Source organism: Dasania marina DSM 21967 (genome assembly GCF_000373485.1).
GTDB classification, from domain to species: Bacteria; Pseudomonadota; Gammaproteobacteria; order Pseudomonadales; family Dasaniaceae; genus Dasania; species Dasania marina.
Map to the genome: position 1 here is coordinate 82573 of NZ_KB891585.1, position 19217 is coordinate 101789.

Annotated in this window: 16 protein-coding genes; 5 read left to right on the forward strand and 11 right to left on the reverse strand. The window is 48.6% G+C overall.

Going from position 1 to position 19217, the window contains the following annotated elements; all coding sequences use genetic code 11:
* Positions 1 to 167: 167 nt before the first annotated feature.
* Positions 168 to 1424 carry a valine--pyruvate transaminase gene (locus tag B067_RS0109910; protein ID WP_019529926.1) on the reverse strand — a complete coding sequence of 419 codons (1257 nt, stop codon included), beginning with the start codon at positions 1422 to 1424 and terminating at the stop codon, positions 168 to 170.
* A gap of 205 nt (positions 1425 to 1629) precedes the next feature.
* On the opposite strand from B067_RS0109910, the gene fghA reads away from it, so the two are divergent.
* On the forward strand, positions 1630 to 2475 hold the full coding sequence (gene fghA, locus B067_RS0109915) for an S-formylglutathione hydrolase (RefSeq protein WP_019529927.1): 846 nt from the start codon (positions 1630 to 1632) through the stop codon (positions 2473 to 2475).
* An 86-nt stretch (positions 2476 to 2561) separates the two neighbouring features.
* Here the strand turns inward: fghA and B067_RS0109920 are convergent, their stop codons facing one another.
* The 8 genes from B067_RS0109920 to B067_RS0109955 form a co-directional block, all read right to left on the reverse strand.
* Complete coding sequence (locus B067_RS0109920; protein ID WP_019529928.1) at positions 2562 to 2756, reverse strand: CPXCG motif-containing cysteine-rich protein; 195 nt, start codon at positions 2754 to 2756, stop codon at positions 2562 to 2564.
* 110 nt (positions 2757 to 2866) lie between these two features.
* Positions 2867 to 4087: an NAD(P)/FAD-dependent oxidoreductase gene (locus tag B067_RS0109925; protein ID WP_019529929.1), complete on the reverse strand. Its 1221-nt coding sequence runs from the start codon at positions 4085 to 4087 to the stop codon at positions 2867 to 2869.
* Between the two features lie 63 nt (positions 4088 to 4150).
* Entirely contained in the window at positions 4151 to 5287 is a 1137-nt protein-coding gene (locus B067_RS22300) for a TIGR01244 family sulfur transferase (protein WP_338031271.1), read from the reverse strand.
* Positions 5288 to 5496: 209 nt separating this feature from the next.
* A complete protein-coding gene (locus tag B067_RS0109935) occupies positions 5497 to 5712 on the reverse strand; it encodes a cold-shock protein (protein WP_019529931.1) in 216 nt (71 codons plus the stop codon).
* A 304-nt stretch (positions 5713 to 6016) separates the two neighbouring features.
* Positions 6017 to 8833 (reverse strand): valine--tRNA ligase, encoded by a 2817-nt coding sequence (locus B067_RS0109940; RefSeq protein WP_019529932.1) that lies wholly within the window; start codon positions 8831 to 8833, stop codon positions 6017 to 6019.
* 148 nt (positions 8834 to 8981) lie between these two features.
* Positions 8982 to 9563 (reverse strand): hypothetical protein, encoded by a 582-nt coding sequence (locus B067_RS0109945; protein WP_019529933.1) that lies wholly within the window; start codon positions 9561 to 9563, stop codon positions 8982 to 8984.
* A gap of 50 nt (positions 9564 to 9613) precedes the next feature.
* On the reverse strand, positions 9614 to 10057 hold the full coding sequence (locus B067_RS0109950) for a DNA polymerase III subunit chi (protein ID WP_019529934.1): 444 nt from the start codon (positions 10055 to 10057) through the stop codon (positions 9614 to 9616).
* A 9-nt stretch (positions 10058 to 10066) separates the two neighbouring features.
* Entirely contained in the window at positions 10067 to 11566 is a 1500-nt protein-coding gene (locus B067_RS0109955) for a leucyl aminopeptidase (RefSeq protein WP_019529935.1), read from the reverse strand.
* Between the two features lie 151 nt (positions 11567 to 11717).
* Here B067_RS0109955 and lptF point away from each other — a divergent pair, with 151 nt between their 5' ends.
* Together lptF and lptG are read left to right on the forward strand one after the other, a co-directional pair.
* Positions 11718 to 12827 (forward strand): LPS export ABC transporter permease LptF, encoded by a 1110-nt coding sequence (gene lptF / locus B067_RS0109960; RefSeq protein WP_019529936.1) that lies wholly within the window; start codon positions 11718 to 11720, stop codon positions 12825 to 12827.
* A complete protein-coding gene (gene lptG / locus B067_RS0109965; protein WP_019529937.1) occupies positions 12824 to 13885 on the forward strand; it encodes an LPS export ABC transporter permease LptG in 1062 nt (353 codons plus the stop codon). The genes lptF and lptG overlap by 4 nt, the downstream gene beginning before the upstream one ends.
* A gap of 31 nt (positions 13886 to 13916) precedes the next feature.
* Here the strand turns inward: lptG and B067_RS0109970 are convergent, their stop codons facing one another.
* Complete coding sequence (locus B067_RS0109970; protein ID WP_019529938.1) at positions 13917 to 14393, reverse strand: RDD family protein; 477 nt, start codon at positions 14391 to 14393, stop codon at positions 13917 to 13919.
* 84 nt (positions 14394 to 14477) lie between these two features.
* Positions 14478 to 15221: a hypothetical protein gene (locus B067_RS21250; protein ID WP_019529939.1), complete on the reverse strand. Its 744-nt coding sequence runs from the start codon at positions 15219 to 15221 to the stop codon at positions 14478 to 14480.
* A 231-nt stretch (positions 15222 to 15452) separates the two neighbouring features.
* On the opposite strand from B067_RS21250, the gene B067_RS21255 reads away from it, so the two are divergent.
* Positions 15453 to 18095 (forward strand): putative bifunctional diguanylate cyclase/phosphodiesterase, encoded by a 2643-nt coding sequence (locus B067_RS21255; RefSeq protein ID WP_019529940.1) that lies wholly within the window; start codon positions 15453 to 15455, stop codon positions 18093 to 18095.
* Between the two features lie 41 nt (positions 18096 to 18136).
* Complete coding sequence (locus B067_RS0109985) at positions 18137 to 18442, forward strand: BolA family protein (RefSeq protein WP_019529941.1); 306 nt, start codon at positions 18137 to 18139, stop codon at positions 18440 to 18442.
* Positions 18443 to 19217: the final 775 nt, after the last annotated feature.

Sequence of the window (19217 nt, forward strand, 5' to 3'; positions counted from 1 at the left end):
CTAAAAGAAAATAAGTAGGCATTTAACGACAGGGCGAATAGAAAGCGCCTTATCAAGTTGTAGGGCCTACGCCATATCGTCGTAAATGACAGCGCCTAGCTTACAGAGTGTGTTTATGACGTATCTTGTGAAGCTACCTTGCTCCATTGTTCAAATTATCGTTTTATTTAAGCCAACTCATAAGCTTTGCGCACTTCTTCGGCAATAATAACTATGCCTTGTTTTACCGCGGCCTCGGGTTGGGCATAGGATATTCGTATGCATTCATGTTGATGGGGCCAGTCGTCAGCGTTGCCTACAAAAAAGTTATGCCCAGGCACTACTAACACGCCACGGGCTTTTAGGCGCTGATACAATTCTTGGCTGCTAATCGGTAAGCCTTCAAACCACAGCCATAAAAAGATAGCGCCTTCGGGCTTGTGTATATGGTAGTTCAGCCCTTGCAGTGCATGGTGAAACCAGCTGCAGGTTTGCTGCGAGCGCTGCTGGTAAAAAGGTTTAACATGTTGGTTGCTGAGGTTTAAAATTTTATCATCAGTAAATAGCTGTTTGGCAATAGCGGGGCCTAAGTTACCGCAGGCCAAACTGGTGATGGTGTTGGCGTTGGTATAGGCCTGTATCAGCTCTTCATTGGCGACGATGATGCCGGTGCGAGCACCCGGTAAGCCCAGCTTGGATAAGCTTAAGGCCAAGATGGTATTTTCATCCCAGTGCGGCTTGGCGTCACAAAATAGAATATTGGGAAAGGGTAGGCCGTAAGCGCCATCAATAATTAAGGGTATGTTGTGAGCCTTGGCTATGCTGCTAAGGTGCGCCACTTCCTCATCGGTTAACACGTTGCCGGTGGGGTTGGTGGGCCGCGAAACACATAAGGCTGCGGTGCTAGCGCTTAATTGCAGCTTAGAAAAATCCACATGATATTTAAATAGGCGATTATCCAAGTGTTCTATCGTGGGCTTGGTAGCGCTAAACAGCGGCTCACTGAGGCCGGTATCGGCATAGCCTATATATTCAGGCGCTAACGGTAGGTGTATCTGGCTCTGGCTACCGTCGGGCATTTTGCCCGCCAGTAAATTAAACAAGATAAAAAAGGCCGCCTGGCTACCGTTAGAAATGGCGATATTGGCGGCGCTGAGCTGCCAGCCAAATTGCTTGTTTAAAAACTGCGCCAGCTCGCTGCGAAATTGGCGCTCGCCCTGAGGGGATTGGTAGATACCCAGTAAACTGTGACGGCTGTCGGGCTGACTAAGAATATTCTCTAGGCATTGCTGAAAAACGTCTTCAACATGGGGGATGCGGGCAGGGTTGCCGCCACCCATAAAAATCATATCGGGGTTTTCATTTAAGGCGCTGCCTAGGTCGTCCATTAAATCGACGATACCAGAGTGGCCTGCAAATTTTTCACCAAAGGCGGATAGTTTCACGTTTGCTCTACATGTTTTAAAGTGGCTGGGGAGCTATGCGTTATGGCATACCTTATGACATGGCTTATGAAAAGACATGCCTATTTATATGTTGGCGATTATAACCCATTATAGGGGGCATTAGTCGCTAGTCGCCAGTTCAAAGTCGCTAGGGCAAAGCGCTAAAAACAAATTATATAAAGTCGTTATGTAAAGAGGGTGTACTATGTCGCTAGAACAAGTTGCTGAAAATAAATCCTTTGGTGGTAGGCAGTTGCGCTATAGCCATCAGTCAGCGGTGTTAAACTGCGCCATGAACTTTTCGATTTATCTACCAGCAGAGGCCGCCAGTCGTAAAGTACCGGTTTTATACTGGTTGTCGGGTTTAACCTGCACCGATGATAATTTTGTTACTAAGGCTGGCGCTCAGCAGTTTGCTGCCCAGCATGGCGTGGCGATAGTGGCCCCCGATACCAGTCCCAGAGGCGAGGGTGTAGCTGATGATGAAAACGCTGCTTATGATTTTGGTTTGGGTGCGGGTTTTTATGTTGATGCAACACAGGCGCCGTGGTCCCAGCATTATCATATGTATAGCTACATCACTAAAGAGCTACCCGAGCTGATTGATGCGAATTTCGCCATCAATGGCGATAAGATGTCTATCTTCGGCCATTCTATGGGCGGCCATGGTGCCTTAACCATAGCGCTTAAAAACTCCACCCACTATAAATCTGTTTCGGCCTTTGCGCCGATTAGCTCACCTATGCGCTGCCCTTGGGGTGAAAAAGCTTTAGGTAATTATATAGGGGTGAATAAAGAAGAATGGCGTCAGTATGATGCTACAGAGCTGGTTGCCAAGGCTGCAATACAGATTCCCATGTTGGTTGATCAGGGCACCGGCGATAACTTTTTAACCGAGCAATTAAAGCCAGAGCTATTACAAGAAGCGTGCGCTGCTGCGGGCTACCCTGCTGAGATACGCTTGCAAGAAGGTTATGATCATTCCTACTTTTTTATGAGCAGCTTTATGGCCGATCATATCGCCTTTCATGCTAAGTATTTAAACGCGTAATATTTTTACCGGCTTAGGCCGGTATTTTTTTGCTAGCTTAAAGTTTTTGTGCGGAGACTAGCCGTGAGCTGATTTTTTGTGAGCTGTTAAAAACTTTCATCTTCGCCGTATGCCGACACAGTGATTTCGCCGTTATCGTCCGAAAGTACAAGGGTAATCGGCTTGCAGCATACCTGGCAATCCTCTATGTAGTCCTGCCCTAAGTCTTCGGCATTAATAAGCACGTTGATGGCTTCGCCGCAGTAGGGGCAGCTGATGGTGGTTTCGGTGAGTAGATTCATAGTATTTATTGCCCTGACATTTTTGACTTAGCATGCAGCCATTAAAAAAGCCGAGGGCTACACTGCTGCTCTCGGCTTTTTTAATCGACTTTCGTATAAAACAACCGCGATTAATCCTTAGGCTCGGCCAACCACTCCTTACCTTTCAACATGCGATTAAAATACACATAGGGTAAAACTTTAGCTTTTAAAAACCAGGCTAAGCGGGTGGGCACTAGGCCATTCAAAAACCAAGTGGGGAAGGTGGGGGTCACCTTACCGCCATAGCTGAACTCGGCTAAGACTATCTTGCCATGCTCTACGGTTAGCGGGCAGGAGCCGTAACCACCGTAGCAAGACAATAAGGCTTTGCTGTTCAGCAGGCGCACGATATTTTCGGCGACTATAGGCGCTTGTTGCCTAACGGCACCGGCGGTTTTGGCGTTAGGTGTAGAGGTGCAATCACCCACGCCAAAGATGTTTTTGTGCTGGCTGTGTTGCAGTGAGCCTTGGTCTACATCTAACCAGCCAGCCTCATTAGCCAGAGGGCTGGCTTTAAGAAAGTCGGGGGCTGATTGCGGTGGGCATACGTGCAGCATATCAAATTCGCGCTCTACGGTTACGTCATTGCCGTCGGCATCTTTACCGGCGAAGGTGGCGATTTTTTTGTCGCCATCTACCGCGATTAAATTATGGCTAAACTCTAACGAGGCGCGGTATTTTTTTACATATTCCATTAACGCGGGTATGTAATCGGCGACGCCAAATAGCGCTGGGCCAGCATTATAAAAGCTGATGTTGATGTTGTTTAGCTCACCCGTTTTAGCCCAGTGGCTGCCAGATAGGTACATGGCTTTTTGTGGGGCGCCTGCGCATTTGATAGGCATAGGTGGCTGGGTGAATAAGGCGGTGCCTGCTTTGAGATTTTGTACCAGCTCCCAAGTATAGGGGGCTAGATCATAGCGGTAATTAGAGGTAACGCCGTTTTTACCTAGGGTTTCTTCTAGGCCTGCAACCTTGCCCCAGTCTAGCTGTAGCCCGGGGCTAACCACTAATACGTCATAGCTGATAGTCTCGCCGTTATCCAAGGTGACTTGGTTTTGTTCGGGCTGAAAACTGCTGACAGAGGCTTGTAGCCATGTTACGCCGCTGGGTATTAAGGATTGCATGGGGCGCGCTGTTTCAGCTTGGCTAAAAATACCGCCGCCTACCATAGTCCAACCAGGCTGATAATAGTGTTCGCTCTGTGGCTCTATAATGCTGATATTCAATGAGGCATCGCGCTTTAATAGGCTGGCAGCGGTTGCTATGCCGCCAGCGCCGCCACCGATGATGACTATGTTATGGCTCATGGTTTTCTCCAATTATATTTATATGATTTTTAAGTAAATAGCCTACTGTTTTTACAGTGGCAGTTACTGCTGTAGGGCGTGGGTTGCTAGGCTCAAATCGTACCCCAAAGTTTTAGCATGTTCTATAGCCTGTGCCCGCTCAACAGTTTTCAAGGTGCATAGCCACAGGTTGGTAGAGCGGGTGCCGGTGCGGCAAAAGGCAAAGCTAGGGCCCTCTGCCTGTTGTAATTGGGTCGCCATCTCAGCTATAGCGCTTGCTGGCAGGCTGCGTTGTATCGGGATGTGAGCATAGTGTATGCCTGCGTCAGCAGCCGCTTTGGCCAGCTCAGCACTGCTGGGTTGGCCTTGTTCTTCGTTATCAGGGCGGTTGTTGATGATCAGGCTGTAGCCTTTGGCTGCTATGGCTGCTACATCGCTGGCTTGTATTTGTTCAGCGGTGGTAAATAGGGCGGTGTGGCGTTTCATGTTGACGGTGCTCTCATCAAAGGGCTGTGGTTTTTTTTGCCCGCATTGCAGATTGGCGGGTATAGCTACATCCATCATTTTGGGGTTGGCCAGTTTTAAGTTGCGCATGATGCTAATAAACTCGCTGGCCTTGGAAACTTGCAGGCGTGGGTTGTTGGCTTTTTCTTCGCCTATGCTGGATTGGGTCCAGCCTTTGTAGTCGTGGGCAGGATAGACCACAGTGTTATCGGCCAGCGTCAGCACTTTAGTAAACAGGCTGTGATACAAATCTTCGGCGCTACCGTTTTGAAAATCGGTGCGGCCGGTGCCGCGTATTAATAAGGTATCACCGCTAAATAAATAACCCTGTGGCTGGGTGGCAGTGGGTGCTAGGTAAAAGCATAGGGAGTCGTCGGTGTGGCCCGGTGTGGTGAGCACTTGTAGGGTAATATTGCCGCACTGTATGTTATCGCCATCACTGACGTATTGATCGGCGCAGGCCAGCCCCGATACTTGCGAGACTAGGGTTTTGCAGCCCAGCCGTTCGCGCAGCGCCCCTAAGGCGGTGATATGATCGGCGTGTACGTGAGTGTCTAAGGCGTACTTAAGTGTTAGCTTTAATTCGCTGAGCAGTTGTATGTATAAATCGGTTTGTTCAAATACCGGGTCTATTAACAGTGCTGTGCCGCTGTCGGTATCGGCGATTAGATAGCTGTAGGTATAGCTGGTTTGGTCGAAGAGTTGACGTATAAGCATGGCCGAGTCTCTGTGTATCAATGAATGTAGACTGTAAGCGTGACAGGGCGCTGAAAATGCCCAGCAATGATTATACATTTTTTTACAAAAAGAACTGACTAAAAGCGTCCTTACGCGGCCTTTATCACTATGAAGGGCCGCGGAGAAAGTACGCTAGTCGTGTTGCTAGCTTATTACAAAAGCTTAGTCGTCAAACTGAATAGAAACGTTCAGGCTGAAACTTTAGCCACTTCTTCTGCTTGCAGGCCCTTGGGGCCATCAACCAGGCAGTATTCTACCATTTGACCTTGCTCTAAGGTTTTGTAACCTTCGCCGGCGATAGCGCGAAAATGCACAAACACATCTTCGCCAGATTCCTGATTGATAAAGCCGAAACCCTTGGCATTGTTAAACCATTTTACGGTGCCAGTAATACGTGATGACATTGTTTTACCTCATTGTTGTTATTTTTTTGAAAGTAAACAGGCGCCCTTAGTATAAGTATGAGCAAGCTTAGTGGTATGGCGGTGCGGCGAGATCGCTGATGGCCGCCATACCTCAGTTGCTATTTATTATGTTTATGCACAACTGGCGTCTATAGATGTTACTCCACCCAACATTATCGACACAAAATCGATTCTGTCTAGTTTCTATCTAGCTTCTGGGGCGTATACGGACTGAAATGTAAATATTACCCAAAAAAAAGGCGATACCCGTGAGGTATCGCCTTTTTTGTCGTGCTTGCTGGCTTTACAGTTGCTTAATGCTTTGCAGCTGCTGCTCTAGTTTGTCGACAGATTGTTGCTGAGCGGCCTGCTTTTCTTTTTCCTTGGCAACGACATCGGCTGGGGCTTTATCCATAAATTTAGGATTGTTGAGCTTACCCGAGATACGCGCCAAGTCTGTTGCTAGCTTATCGATTTCCTTAGTTAAACGGCTAATCTCGGCTTCCTTATCGATAAGGCCTGCCATGGGTACAAGAATTTCCATGCCACCCACTATCGCTGTGGCAGACATGGGCGCTTCTTCACCGGGGTTCAGCCAGGTAATGTGCTCTAGCTTGGCTAGGGTTTTGAGGAATTGTGCATTGCCATTGAGGCAGCGCTGGTCTTCTGCTGAGCCGTTTTTAAAGAATATCGGCAACTGCTTAGCGGGTGAGATGTTCATCTCGCCACGGATATTACGTATGCCCACGATCACGCCTTTTAACCAAGCAATATCGGCTTCGGCTAGCGTATCGATTTTACTGTCGTCGGCCTCTGGGTAGGCGGCCAGCATAATGGTTTCCCCTTGGGCGCCAGCGAGGGTTTTAATACGCTGCCAGATTTCTTCGGTAATAAAGGGCATTAGCGGATGGGCTAGGCGCAATATAGCTTCTAACACGCGTATCAAGGTGCGGCGGGTGCCTTTCTTTTGCGCGGCGCTGGCGTTGTCGTCCCATAGTACCGGTTTGGAGAGTTCCAGGTACCAGCTGCAGTACTCGTTCCAGATAAAATCATATAAAGCTTGTGACGCTAAATCTAAGCGATAGCTGTTGATACCGTCGGCAACAGCTTGCTCAACTTTTTGCAGCTCGCTAGTAATCCAGCGGTCGGCTAGTGATAGCTCGTAGCCGCCGTCATTGTCCTGGTCGCAATCTTGCTCTTCGGTGTTCATTAACACGTAGTTAGCGGCGTTCCAGATTTTATTACAGAAGTTGCGGAAGCCTTCGATGCGGCCAACATCAAAGTTAATATCGCGGCCGGTAGAGGCCAGCGAGTAGTAGGTGTAGCGCAGCGCGTCGGTGCCGTAGCCGTTAATGCCATCGGGAAACTCTTTGCGAGTTTGCTTCTCGACCTTTTCTTTCAAGCGCGGCTGCATCATGCCGGCAGTGCGCTTGGTGACTAGGGTTTCTAAGTCGATGCCGTCTATCAAGTCTATAGGGTCTAGCACGTTACCCTTGGACTTAGACATTTTAGCGCCGTGGCTATCGCGTACTAGGCCATGCACATAAACGGTGTGGAAGGGCACTTCCTTTTTGAAATGCAGGGTCAGCATAATCATGCGTGCTACCCAGAAGAAGATAATGTCAAAACCAGTCACTAGCACATCGGTGGAGTGGAAGGTTTTCAAAAAGTCGGTTTGCTCAGGCCAGCCCAAGGTGCCGAAGGTCCACAGGCCAGAACTAAACCAGGTGTCTAGCACATCGTTGTCTTGCTTGAGGTTGATATCGCCTAAATTATGCTTCTTGCGTACTTCGGCTTCGTCGCGGCCTACGTAAACATTGCCCGCGTCGTCATACCAAGCGGGGATGCGATGGCCCCACCACAGCTGCCGTGAAATACACCAATCTTGTATGTCGCGCATCCAAGAAAAGTACATGTTTTCATACTGTTGCGGAACAAACTTAATGTCACCTCTCTCTACCGATTTAATGGCTTCATCCGCCAAAGGCTGGGTTTTTACATACCATTGGTCGGTGAGATAAGGTTCGATAACCACGTTGGTGCGGTCGCCGCGGGGGGTTTTTAATGTATGTGGGTCTATCTTGACTAGCAGGCCTAAGCTCTCAAACTCGGCGACTATTTGCTTGCGGGCGTCAAAGCGATCTAGCTTGTGGTAGCTCTCGGGCAGTGGCCTATCTTGCTGTTCTAGGCGTGTGCCGTCCATGCGGTAGGCGTCGGCCACGGCGCGTATGGCAGCGTCGTCGTCTAATACGTTAACCATGGGTAGGCTGTGGCGCTTGCCCATTTCATAATCGTTAAAGTCGTGGGCTGGGGTGATTTTAACGCAACCGGTGCCGAATTCAGGGTCGACATAATCGTCGGCGATAATGGGTATTTCGCGATTCACTATCGGCAACATGATGGTTTTGCCGATCAAGTCTTTGTAGCGTTCGTCTTCCGGGTGCACTGCTACCGCTGTATCGCCCAGCATGGTTTCGGGGCGGGTGGTGGCAACCACCAAATAACCAGAGCCATCGGTAAGCGGGTATTTGAAGTGCCACATGTGGCCTTGTTCTTCTTCTGACAACACTTCTAAGTCAGAGATGGCGGTGTGCAGTTTCGGATCCCAGTTAACCAGGCGTTTGCCACGGTAGATGAGATCGTCGTCATAGAGTTGCACAAAGACTTCTTGTACCGCTTTGTAAAAACCCTCGTCCATGGTGAAGCGTTCACGACTCCAATCGGGTGAGGCACCTAAGCGACGTAGCTGTTGGGTGATGTTACCGCCGGATTCTTCTTTCCACTCCCAGACCCTTTCTAAAAACTTGTCGCGGCCTAAGTCGTGGCGGGTGACGCCTTCAGCGTCTAATAAACGTTCTACCACCATTTGGGTTGCGATACCGGCATGGTCGGTGCCCACTTGCCACAGGGTGTTTTTACCCTTCATGCGGTTGTAGCGGATTAACGCATCCATAATGGCTTCTTGAAAGCCGTGGCCCATATGCAGGCTGCCGGTGACATTGGGGGGCGGAATCATAATGCAGTAGGGGTCGCCCTTACCGGAGGGCTTGAAGTAGCCGCTGTTTTCCCAGTTTTGGTACCACTTAGTTTCAATGTCGGCGGGTTGGAAGGTTTTATCCATGCGTAATATCTATGCTCAAGGTTGTATCTAGGGGCCGGAGATGCAGTCGCAGCTGAGAAGAGGCGTTACTGCATAGTATGGCGCGGTTTAAAGCCGACCAGTATACAGTGAGATAGGGTTCGCCCCAACCGTAAATAGGGGGCGTTCGTTACTTATTGAGGTGTTTTTCGGCTAATTCGCGAATCATCTCTGGGGCGAGTTGCGACAGTTGCGTGCGCAGGCGGGCTTCCAGCTCGGGGATCATCTCGTCCACCAGTTCTTGCACGATTAAGGGGATGTTACTGTGGTAATTACTGTTGCGCGGGTTGTTGGGGTTGAAATTAGGCTTGGGAATGGCTGCTGCTGTAGCTGTGGGTAGTATGTCTTCCAGCAAGGGGAATAAGTCGGTTTGCTCGTCTTCGTTGTGCTGGTTTATTGGTGGGGTGAGATCGCTAAGGTCATTGTCGAGTCGTGTCTCGGCGGCGTTGTCATTTGGATCGCTAAAAATACGATCTAGGTCGAATAGGCTAGGGGTGCTAGCAGCGATGTTATCGATTGCGCCAACGTTTTCACTTAGGCTGCTTTGCTGATCGATGACTACATCCTCTAGCATCGGTATATCGGCCGCGCTGGCATTGTGCGCCTTTAAGCCCAAGAGTGTGTTGTTGACGGGTTCGGCGTCGTCCAATATGTCAATGATGGACTCTAGCTCAACTAAAAGCGTTTGTTGCGGATTGCCTATGTTTTGCATGGCTTACCTCAATCAGATGTTATTTTTATTGTTGTTGTGGCTTAAAGAGCTTATTGCGCTAGTTGATGCGTTTTAACTTCGTAGCCACGCTCTCGATAATAGCGAAAGTTGTCGCGCGTGGCTTGTTTAATTTTTTCGTGTTGCACCACGATTTCACTAACCCGTTGGAAGCGGCTGAAAAAATCCGGCACCTGATTCGACAGATTAATCATTACATCGTGATAAGACTCGGGTGGCAGGCCTGTACTTAAAATAATTTCGCCTTCAGCCAGCGGCGGCTGGCCTTCTGCTAGAGGGTAGTAGCGGTGCGGCAAAAAGCTGTTGGCACGAAAAGACCACAGCATCTGGTCCAGCTTGTCTAATTGCGGCTGGCTGCTGCCGTGAACAAATACGGCGTTACCCAGCCTATAGGCTTTTTCTATCAAGCGGCAGGCAAACAAATAGCGTTGCTGCACCGCCTCGTGGTCTAACACATAAAAGTCTATCTTGGTCATGGGCTGATTTTAGCCTTGGCTTTTATTAATTAAACTTTTATTGATTAAGTATTGACTAAGCAGGGCCACGGGGCGGCCGGTAGCGCCTTTTTTGGGGCCAGAGACCCACGCCGTGCCAGCTATATCCATATGCGCCCAGCGATAAGCTTTGGTAAAACGCGATAAGAAGCAGGCAGCAGTGACGCTGCCGGCTTCTGGCCCACCTATGTTGGCGATATCGGCAAAGTTGCTGTTGAGCTGGGGTTGGTATTCATCCCACAGTGGCATATGCCAAGCGCGGTCACCGCTAGCTTCACCGGCGGCGATCAATTCGGCGGCAAAGTCATCTTGGTTGCTGTATAGGCCGGTGGCGTGTGAGCCTAGCGCAACTACGCAGGCACCGGTTAACGTGGCGATATCGATCACCGACTGCGGCTTAAAGCGCTCGGCATAGGTAAGCGCGTCGCATAATACCAAGCGACCTTCAGCATCGGTATTAAGTACTTCTATAGTTTGCCCTGACATGCTGGTGACGACATCACCAGGTTTAGTAGCGTTGCCGTTGGGCATGTTTTCGGCGGCGGCAATAATGGCAACCACATTGATAGGCAGGGCCAGTTCTACCAGTGTGTTCATCGCGCCCATTACACTGGCGGCACCACACATATCGTATTTCATCTCATCCATTTTGGCGCCGGGTTTAAGGCTGATGCCACCGGTGTCAAAGGTAATGCCTTTACCGACTAAGATATGGGGTTGCTGTTTTTTAGCAGCTCCTTGGTATTCCATGATAATGAATTTGGCGGGCTCGCTGCTGCCGGCAGTCACCGATAGTAATGAGCCCATGCCCAGTTCGCGCATTTTCTTTTCTTCAAGAATGGTGGTTTTTAGAGCGCTGTTGTTGCGGGCTAAGTTCTTGGCTTGTTTGGCGAGGTAGCTGGGGGTACAAATATTAGCCGGCAGGTTGCCCAGTTCGCGGGCGACGTTCATCCCTAAGCCTACTGCGCTGCCAGTAGCGGCGGCGGATTTGAGCTTGGCGTTGGGTTTTTGCGCCAGAGTTAGCGTTTTAAAGCTGGGTTTGGTCGGTTTTTTACTTAAGGTGGCGTTGTAGCTATAACTGCTCAGGGCTATGGCTCTAGCAATTTGCTCGCTGAGCCATTCTGGGCTGCGGCCAGCGACAGATAAACTTTCAGAGAGTAAGGTGGCGCTTTTGATGTGAGCGTTGTTAAGTTGTTCCAACAGGGTGTTGATGATTTTTTTAACGTCGGCGGGGCTAATCTCGCTGTTATCGCCACAACCTAGTAGCAACAGGCGCTGGGCTTTAATGCCGGTAACATGGGGTAGCAGTAAGGCCTCGCCGGCTTTGCCGCTGATGTCGCCGCGTTTTAACAGCTGCGTGAGGTTGTTATGGCCGGCATGGTCTAGGCTTTGGGCGGCACTACTCAGTTTGCCATCGGTGTATACGGGAACAATTAAACAGTCGCTTTTGTGAAGTTCAGGTTGCGCTATAGATTTAATATTAACAGTCATATATATACTCACAAGACAAGTTTGATTGTTTGATAGATAATGCCGCTTCATAATTATCATGCTTGGCAGCTGCGGCGCTTACGGCTGCGTGCTAGTGTAATTGTTCATCGCTGCAGTTAACAGCCTAGAGGCGTACAAGGGTCCAATTAGCTTGATTTTATTTCGTTATTTAAGTCGTGAAATTTTTACTTCGACCTTTGCGGTAAGTTTGACCTTATTGGTCATAGTGATGAGCGGTCGCTTGGTAAAATATTTAGCCGAAGCGGCGGCGGGGGATCTTTCCCCCGATGTGTTACTGAGTATTATGTTATTTCGCGTGCCCAGCTTTTTAGAGTTGGTGCTGCCTCTGGGTTTATTTATCGGCATATTGCTGGCCTATGGCCGCTTATATGTGGATAGCGAAATGACGGTGATGTCGGCCTGTGGCTTGTCGGTTAGTCGCCTAGCGGCCTATACCTTGGCACCAGCCTGCTGCTTGGCCTTGCTAGTGGGGTATATCAGCCTCTATGTTAGCCCCGCCGGTATTGCTAAGGTGAATGGTATTTTTGATAGCTTAGAAGCCAGTAGTGGCTTGGAATCGGTGGTGTCGGGTCGGTTTCGGGTCGATCAAAAATCCGGCAGGGTAACCTATGTTAAATCCTTTACCAACGACAAAAAATTAATGAAAGAGGTGTTCACTGCCGACCCGCATATCTCCGATGACGGCCGCGTACAGCACCATGTGATTTTGGCCGAGCAGGGCTATATAGATATACCCGAACAGTACGATGCCCGTTATTTAGTGATGGAAAATGGCCGTCGCTATGAGGGCCAGCCCGGCGAGAGTGATTTTCAAATCACCGAATTTGCCCAATATGGTCAGCGTTTAAAAGAGCGGCAGGTGCGCAAGCGTCGAAGTGAAAGAGCGGATGCCTTACCTTTATCGGCATTAATTGAATCAAATCACCTCCGCGATCAGGCGGCTTTACAGTGGCGTATTTCTTTGGCGATATTAGTTCCCATTATTTCCCTAATAGCGTTAGCGTTGAGCAAAACCACGCATAGGCAGGGGCGCTATGTCAAAATGCTGCCCGCGTTTTTAATTTATATTATTTATATCGTGGCATTGAATGCTGCAAGGGATGCCGTTGAAAAAGGTGACTTACCTTTAAGCTGGGGTATGTGGTGGGTGCATCTTATCTTTTTGGCTATGGCTATCGTGCTGCTGTATGGCGGTAACTGGTGGCGCAGTTTACGCGCGCCTAAGGCGGGCCGCCCATGAAAAAGCTTAATCGCTATGTTAGTCAGATAGTAGGCTCGGCTATTTTAATGGTGTTGGTAGTCATTCTAGGTTTAGATGCTATAGCCTCTATTATCGATGAAATGGAAAACATCGAAGCCGGTTATACCTTTTGGGCCGCGCTAAAGTTTGTGCTGTATTCGGTACCGGGTGATGTTTATGAGTTTTTGCCCTTTGCTGCGTTAGTGGGTAGCTTGGCGGGCTTAGGCGCGCTGGCCAATAACAGCGAGTTGGTGGTGATCCGCAGTGCCGGCGTGTCTACTGGCCGTATTTTGTGGATGGTAATGCGCCCCGCGCTGGTGATTACTGCGCTGGGTTTTTTGATCAGCGAATATGTGGCCCCCCATACCGAAAGCATAGCCAAAAGTGAGCGCGGTATTGCGCTGCGTGGCGATGCTAATGTGGTGAGTCGGGAAGGCTTGTGGCATAGAGAGGGCAGCCACTATATGCACTTTGATGTGGTACAGCCCAACGGGGTGTTATACGGTATTAAAATTTACCAGTACGGCGACAATAGAGAGTTGCTAGTGGCCACGCAGGCAGAGCGAGCTATTTATCAACAGGGCCAATGGTTGCTGGAAGATATAGACGAAAGCCGTTTTGTTGATGGCCGCGTGCAAACCCAACATTTACCTTTTAGAGTTTGGCAAACCGAGCTATCACCTCAGTTGTTGAGTATTTTGGTGTTAGACCCGTTGGATTTATCCGTGCGGGGTCTGTGGGATTATAGTCATTATTTAGAACAGCAGGGTTTAAATAATGGCTCTTACTTATTGGCGTTTTGGAAGAAGGTGCTACAGCCTCTTTCCACCTTAACGCTGGTGTTGGTGGCTATCTCCTTCATCTTTGGCCCTTTGCGTGAAGTGACTATGGGCTTTCGCGTGTTTGTAGGCGTGTTGGTGGGGATAGTGTTTAGAACCACCCAAGATATGTTGGGCCCCGCCAGCCTGGTATACGGCTTTGAGCCGGTTTATGCCTCGGGCATACCGATAGTGGTGTGCGCCTTATTCGGGGTGTTGCTACTACGCAGGGCGGCTTAGGTCCGCCCTGTTAGGTTTCTTTACGCGACTGTTACTGCGTTTTACTGAGTTGCAAAACGCGGGTTTTTGACCAGCGGTCGTGCCAAGTAAGCTGTTCTTTATCTATCCACAGCCACCAGTACCCCATGCCTAAACAGGCAAAAGAGATAGTCGCGTACAGCAGCCGCAGTAGGCACTCTTTGATGGTGGGTGCTTGGTTGTGGCGATTAACCAGTTTCAGTTTCCAGGCCTGCATGCCCAGTGTTTGGCCCTGTTTACGCCAAAAAACACTAAAAAATAATACCACTATGAATAGCAGATACAGTTGGAAAGCCAGCCCTGTCATCAGTGGATGTAGCTCATGAACTACATCACCATTGGCGTTTTGCTGCTGGCTGCCGCTGAGTAGCAGGGCGGGGATAAGCGTGGCAGTAAACAGCACGCCAAAAAGCAGTAGGGTATCGTAAAGCATGGCGGCAAAGCGTTTGACTAGGCCGGCGTTAGGGGCGGAACTGAGCGTGTTGTTCATAGCAGATGGCTTCTGGCTTAATCGCTGGGCGCGCAATAGTAGCAGAATACTATCAGCGCACCCAGTGTCGCTAAGCTTGCCGACTTAGGGTTTTAGGCTGAGGTGCGAAGTGTCTGGCGCGGGCGGCGCACTGGGTTTTTTCTCTGTTAGCAAGTCAGCGCCGGCAGGGGCCAGGCTAATACCGCTAATGTCGGGATTAAGCTCAGGCAAGTCCGGATGTAGCTCTTCTAATATCGCGCCTGCCGGCGCCAAGGTGATGTCGTCTATATCTAGGGGTAGGGGCACTGCTTCGGGCCGCGGCTCGCTGAGCATATCGGCGCCTACTTCGGCGACACTGATGTGGGAGGTGTCGGGTGGCGCTGGTGCAACGGCGCTGGCGGGCTCGATAGTCTCTAAAAAAGGCGAGCTAAGTCTGATGTTGCTGGTATCGATATTAGCGGTCGCTACTACCCGCCGTTCGTGAGCGGCCAGTACATCACTGCCTACCGGGGCGATAGTCAGCGTCCCTTGCTCAGCGGCGGCGGTAGTTGGTGGCACAACCGCGTTCGCTGTTGTGGCGGTTACAGGTGGGGCCGCAGCGGCGGCATCGCTACTCATTTTAAATAATATGGATAAACCCGCTTTGCGTAGCACGGCTTTATATTTAAGCGCAGCATCTTTAGCTAAGCCGCGTTTAAGAATATGGGTTTGGCCGTTAAAGAGGTGAGCTATTTTAGCCGGCTGGGTTTTAAACAGCTGTGCCACGGCTTGTTGCGCCTGCTCGGGGCTGATGTCGTCGACTAGCTTACCGGTAAAGTAGACATCGTATAGGGGTTGTTGCTGGTCCATAGTTGTTATTGGCTCTTAATACTGAGTAATGGCTCTAGTATAGAAGAGCTAGTAGCCATATTGCACGCTTTGTGTGCGGCGCTAGTGTAGCCATCAGTAACTGTACTTATAGGTTTTTGTGATTGGCTGCACAGTTTTTGCCTTGCACTGTTATCAGTTGTTAAATGTACTGGTTGAAAACTAGGGTTGATCTAGTATAGCGCTTACTTCTGTTGTTATTGAGGTCGTCCCTTGCTTGCGCCGTTCACTATCGATGATTCGTCTATTATTACCTTGCAGTATGGCTTTGATCAGCCCTTGGACATATCGGCTGATCCGGATCAGTTGCGAGAACAGATTCTTACTCGCTCAAAGCTTATTGCGGCCAGCGATGGGTTTTACGATTTATTTGAATATGTAACGCCTACAGTTATAAATAAATCGTCTTATCAAGCCTTGGCTGACTACCTAGTAGACTTCACTGGCCACGCGCATGGCAATTATTTTGAAAGCATACTAGGCTTTGCTATAGATTGTCGTTTTACGGATACCGGTTATAACCCAGATATTTTTGTCTTAGACTCACACGACTACTACGTAAAATGGGTGGCTAAATTGAGTGGCGGAACATTAAAGGGATTTGATGTAGTAATGAAGCAGGTTAAACAGCAGAGTGACTACCCAGCCGATGTGCTGGAGATTTCGAAAACCATACTGGCCCAGCCAGGTGAGTATTTTTTTAGTGAGTTAGTACGTTTTCTTAGTCGCATACTAACTATTGATGTGGCTATAGTAGCCAGTATTAGCCAGAGCGAGTTTACCGTGGTTGCCGCCAGCTATGATGGTACGCTGGAGCATGGCTTTCAAGCACCTATAGAGCATTCGCCCTTTGCTGCACTACAGGGCGGCTTTCATTATTATCCCAATAACGTGTCAGAGCATTACCCCCAATGTGTATGGCTGGCTCACCAACCTATTAGTGCTATGTTTAATTTTCCGCTGTGGAATGCCGATGGCGACTGTATAGGGGTAATTAGTTTAATGCACTCCTCCGCTATGACTGAGCTGGCCCTGGTCCGAACCTTGCTCAATATTTTTACCTCTAGAGCTTGTTTGGAGGTAGAGCAATATCAAGTCAATTTTAAAGCTAGCCGCCGCTATCAGCACTATCAGCAGCTAATAGAAAAAAGCCGTTGCGGTATGGTGGTATTGGATATCGAGCCAGCCATGCCTCTGACCTTATCGGCTACCGAACAGCTGACTTATTTAAAGCAATATGCCCGTTTTGGTGAGTGCAACCAAGCTTATTTGCATATTTATGGTTTGTTAAATGAGACCAATATCATAGGCAAACGCTTTGTTGATGTGATCGATGAGCAGGAATCTGTGGCACATTTCCAGCAGCTAATTAGCCATGGCTTTACCCTAGATGAAAGTGTTAATGAGCATTGCTATTTAGGGGTGAGCACGTGGATATCGTCTAATTATAGTGCCTGCATAGAGAATAAATCCCTAAGCCATATATACAGCATTAACAGCGATGTCAGCCTACGCGTTAAACAGACTCAAGAGCTGGCGTATCAAGCTAAGCACGATGAGTTGACGCAATTGCCTAACCGTCGTTTTTTTAGTGAATACTGCGATGAGTTGATTCATGGTTTGCGGGCAGGGCAGCAGCTAGCCTTATTTATTTTAGACTTGGATGGTTTTAAAGAGATAAATGATACCTTGGGGCATATAACCGGCGATGAGTTACTAGCGTTGGCAGGCCCTAGGTTACAGGCTTGTGTAGAGGGTAGTGAAGCATTGTTGGCTAGGCTGGGTGGTGATGAGTTTGGTTTGTTAATTCCCTATAACAGCGGTGCCGAGTCTGGCCTTTTAGATGTGGCTATAGCAATGATACAAGCAGTGAAAGTACCATTTCATGTTAATGGTTTAGATTTATGTATAGGTGGCAGCATAGGCATTAGCCATTATCCGCAGCATGGGGATGGTTTTTCTTCCTTATTGCGCTGTGCTGATGTGGCAATGTACCGAGCGAAAGAGCTATCAAAAGATGTTGAGATATATCAGGCTGAGGATGATTATTTCTCGGTACGGCGCTTGTCGCTAATGATGGAGATGCGCAATGCTATTAGCGATCAGCAGCTGGTTTTGTATTACCAACCTATTACCCGCATAGATGATAGGTCTATCAAGGGTTTTGAGGCCTTAGTGCGTTGGAACCACCCCTTGCATGGCTTAATTCCACCTGGCGAGTTTATTCCGTTAATAGAACTGACTGATGTTATAGAACCTATGACATGGTGGGTGGTAGAGACAGCGGTTAAACAGCTAAAAGAGTGGCGCAGCCAGGGCAAGGAGTACACCGTATCAGTCAATGTTTCCACTCGAAATATCAGTGAGGACAGCTTTGTTTATCGACTGTCCTGCTTATTGCGTAAGTACCAGGTTGAAGGGCGCTTTTTAGAAATAGAGATAACCGAAAGCACTTTGATGGCCGACCCCAACAAAGGGCGTAGCGTTATCAATGCGCTGGCGGCTATGGGTGTACGCTTCGCTATAGATGATTACGGAACAGGGTATTCCTCACTGGCCTACTTAAAAAGCTTGCCTATTAACACGCTAAAAATTGATAGAGCGTTTATTGCCCAAATGCTCAGCGATGAGCAGGATCAGATTATTGTAAAGTCCACCATACAGCTGGCGCACAATCTAGGCATGGAGGTCACGGCTGAGGGTATAGAGGATTACAGCTTAATTGCATCATTAGCCGAGTTGGGCTGTAATTTTGGCCAAGGTTTTTTTATTTGCCGCCCTATACCTATTCATGATCTGGAGCAGTGGTTGTCTTTATATGAGTATGGTGTCGATACCATGAGAGGGATTCGCTGATATACTAGAGCATTGTTAATAATGATGTGGTTGTATAGCTAATGTCCGTTGAAAATACTTTGCGCGAAAAATTAAATCAGCAGTTCAAACCTAGCCACCTTGAAGTGCACAATGAAAGCCATATGCACAGTGTGCCGGCTAATTCCGAAACGCATTTTAAAGTAGTCGTGGTGGCAGAGGCTTTTGCTGGTCAGCGCGCAATTGCTAGGCATCAACAAATTTATGCGTTATTGGCTGGTGAGTTAGCGGGGCCTATACATGCGCTGGCTATACACACCTATACCCCCGAGGAGTGGCAACAACAGGCTGCTGCCCCCGACTCGCCACAATGTGCGGGCCGACGCTAGTACTTGCGTGTATTAGCCGCTAGCGTTTTATCCTTATTTAGTCTTGCTGCAATGGCTTGATAGTTTGGCTTTATGGCGGGTGTTGGCTAAGCTACAAAGGTTTAGTGCTATGACTGTAGTGGCTTAATTGCACTATTGAATCTGTAACATCTCTCAACGCGGCCAAGGACAGTGTTTGGGTAGGGATGGGGGCCTAGGTTGCCGTCCCATGTTCGGGGTTAGGCATTTTACCTATAAGCATAAACGGTATCAGCATTGTCTAATGCATCTCCCCGGACCACCTTCCTTGGCCGCTACCTAACCTTGCAGTAATGTCATTTGTTCACATCCTTGTTTGTGGCTTGCTGACGCACAGGCTAAGCAATAATTACTTGTGGGGGTTTTTCAGGCAAAAAAAACGGAGCCATACTATGGCTCCGTATACGCATGCTCAATGGTTATTACTCAAGACCTGGATGAGTCTCCCTTGGAGATGCCCTATATCATTTTCCTTAAGAGTTAATTAAGCATAGCAGCGCCTAGCAACTGCTGCCATTTACCACTATGACTAAATCTTCATAAAAGCCGATAAACAAAAGGGATAACTGCTATAAATACTTGCGCTAAGTATAGGCATCACCTTTAATGGTGGGTGAATATTGAAAGCTCTATAAATCAGGCACTTATGTGTTGTGTTTAGCGTTTTAGCGGGCATGGTAACTTTAAGGGTTAAATAACTAAAGTTAATTATACTGATGGTTAATGGCATTGTGGATATAATGTACAGATACTCAAT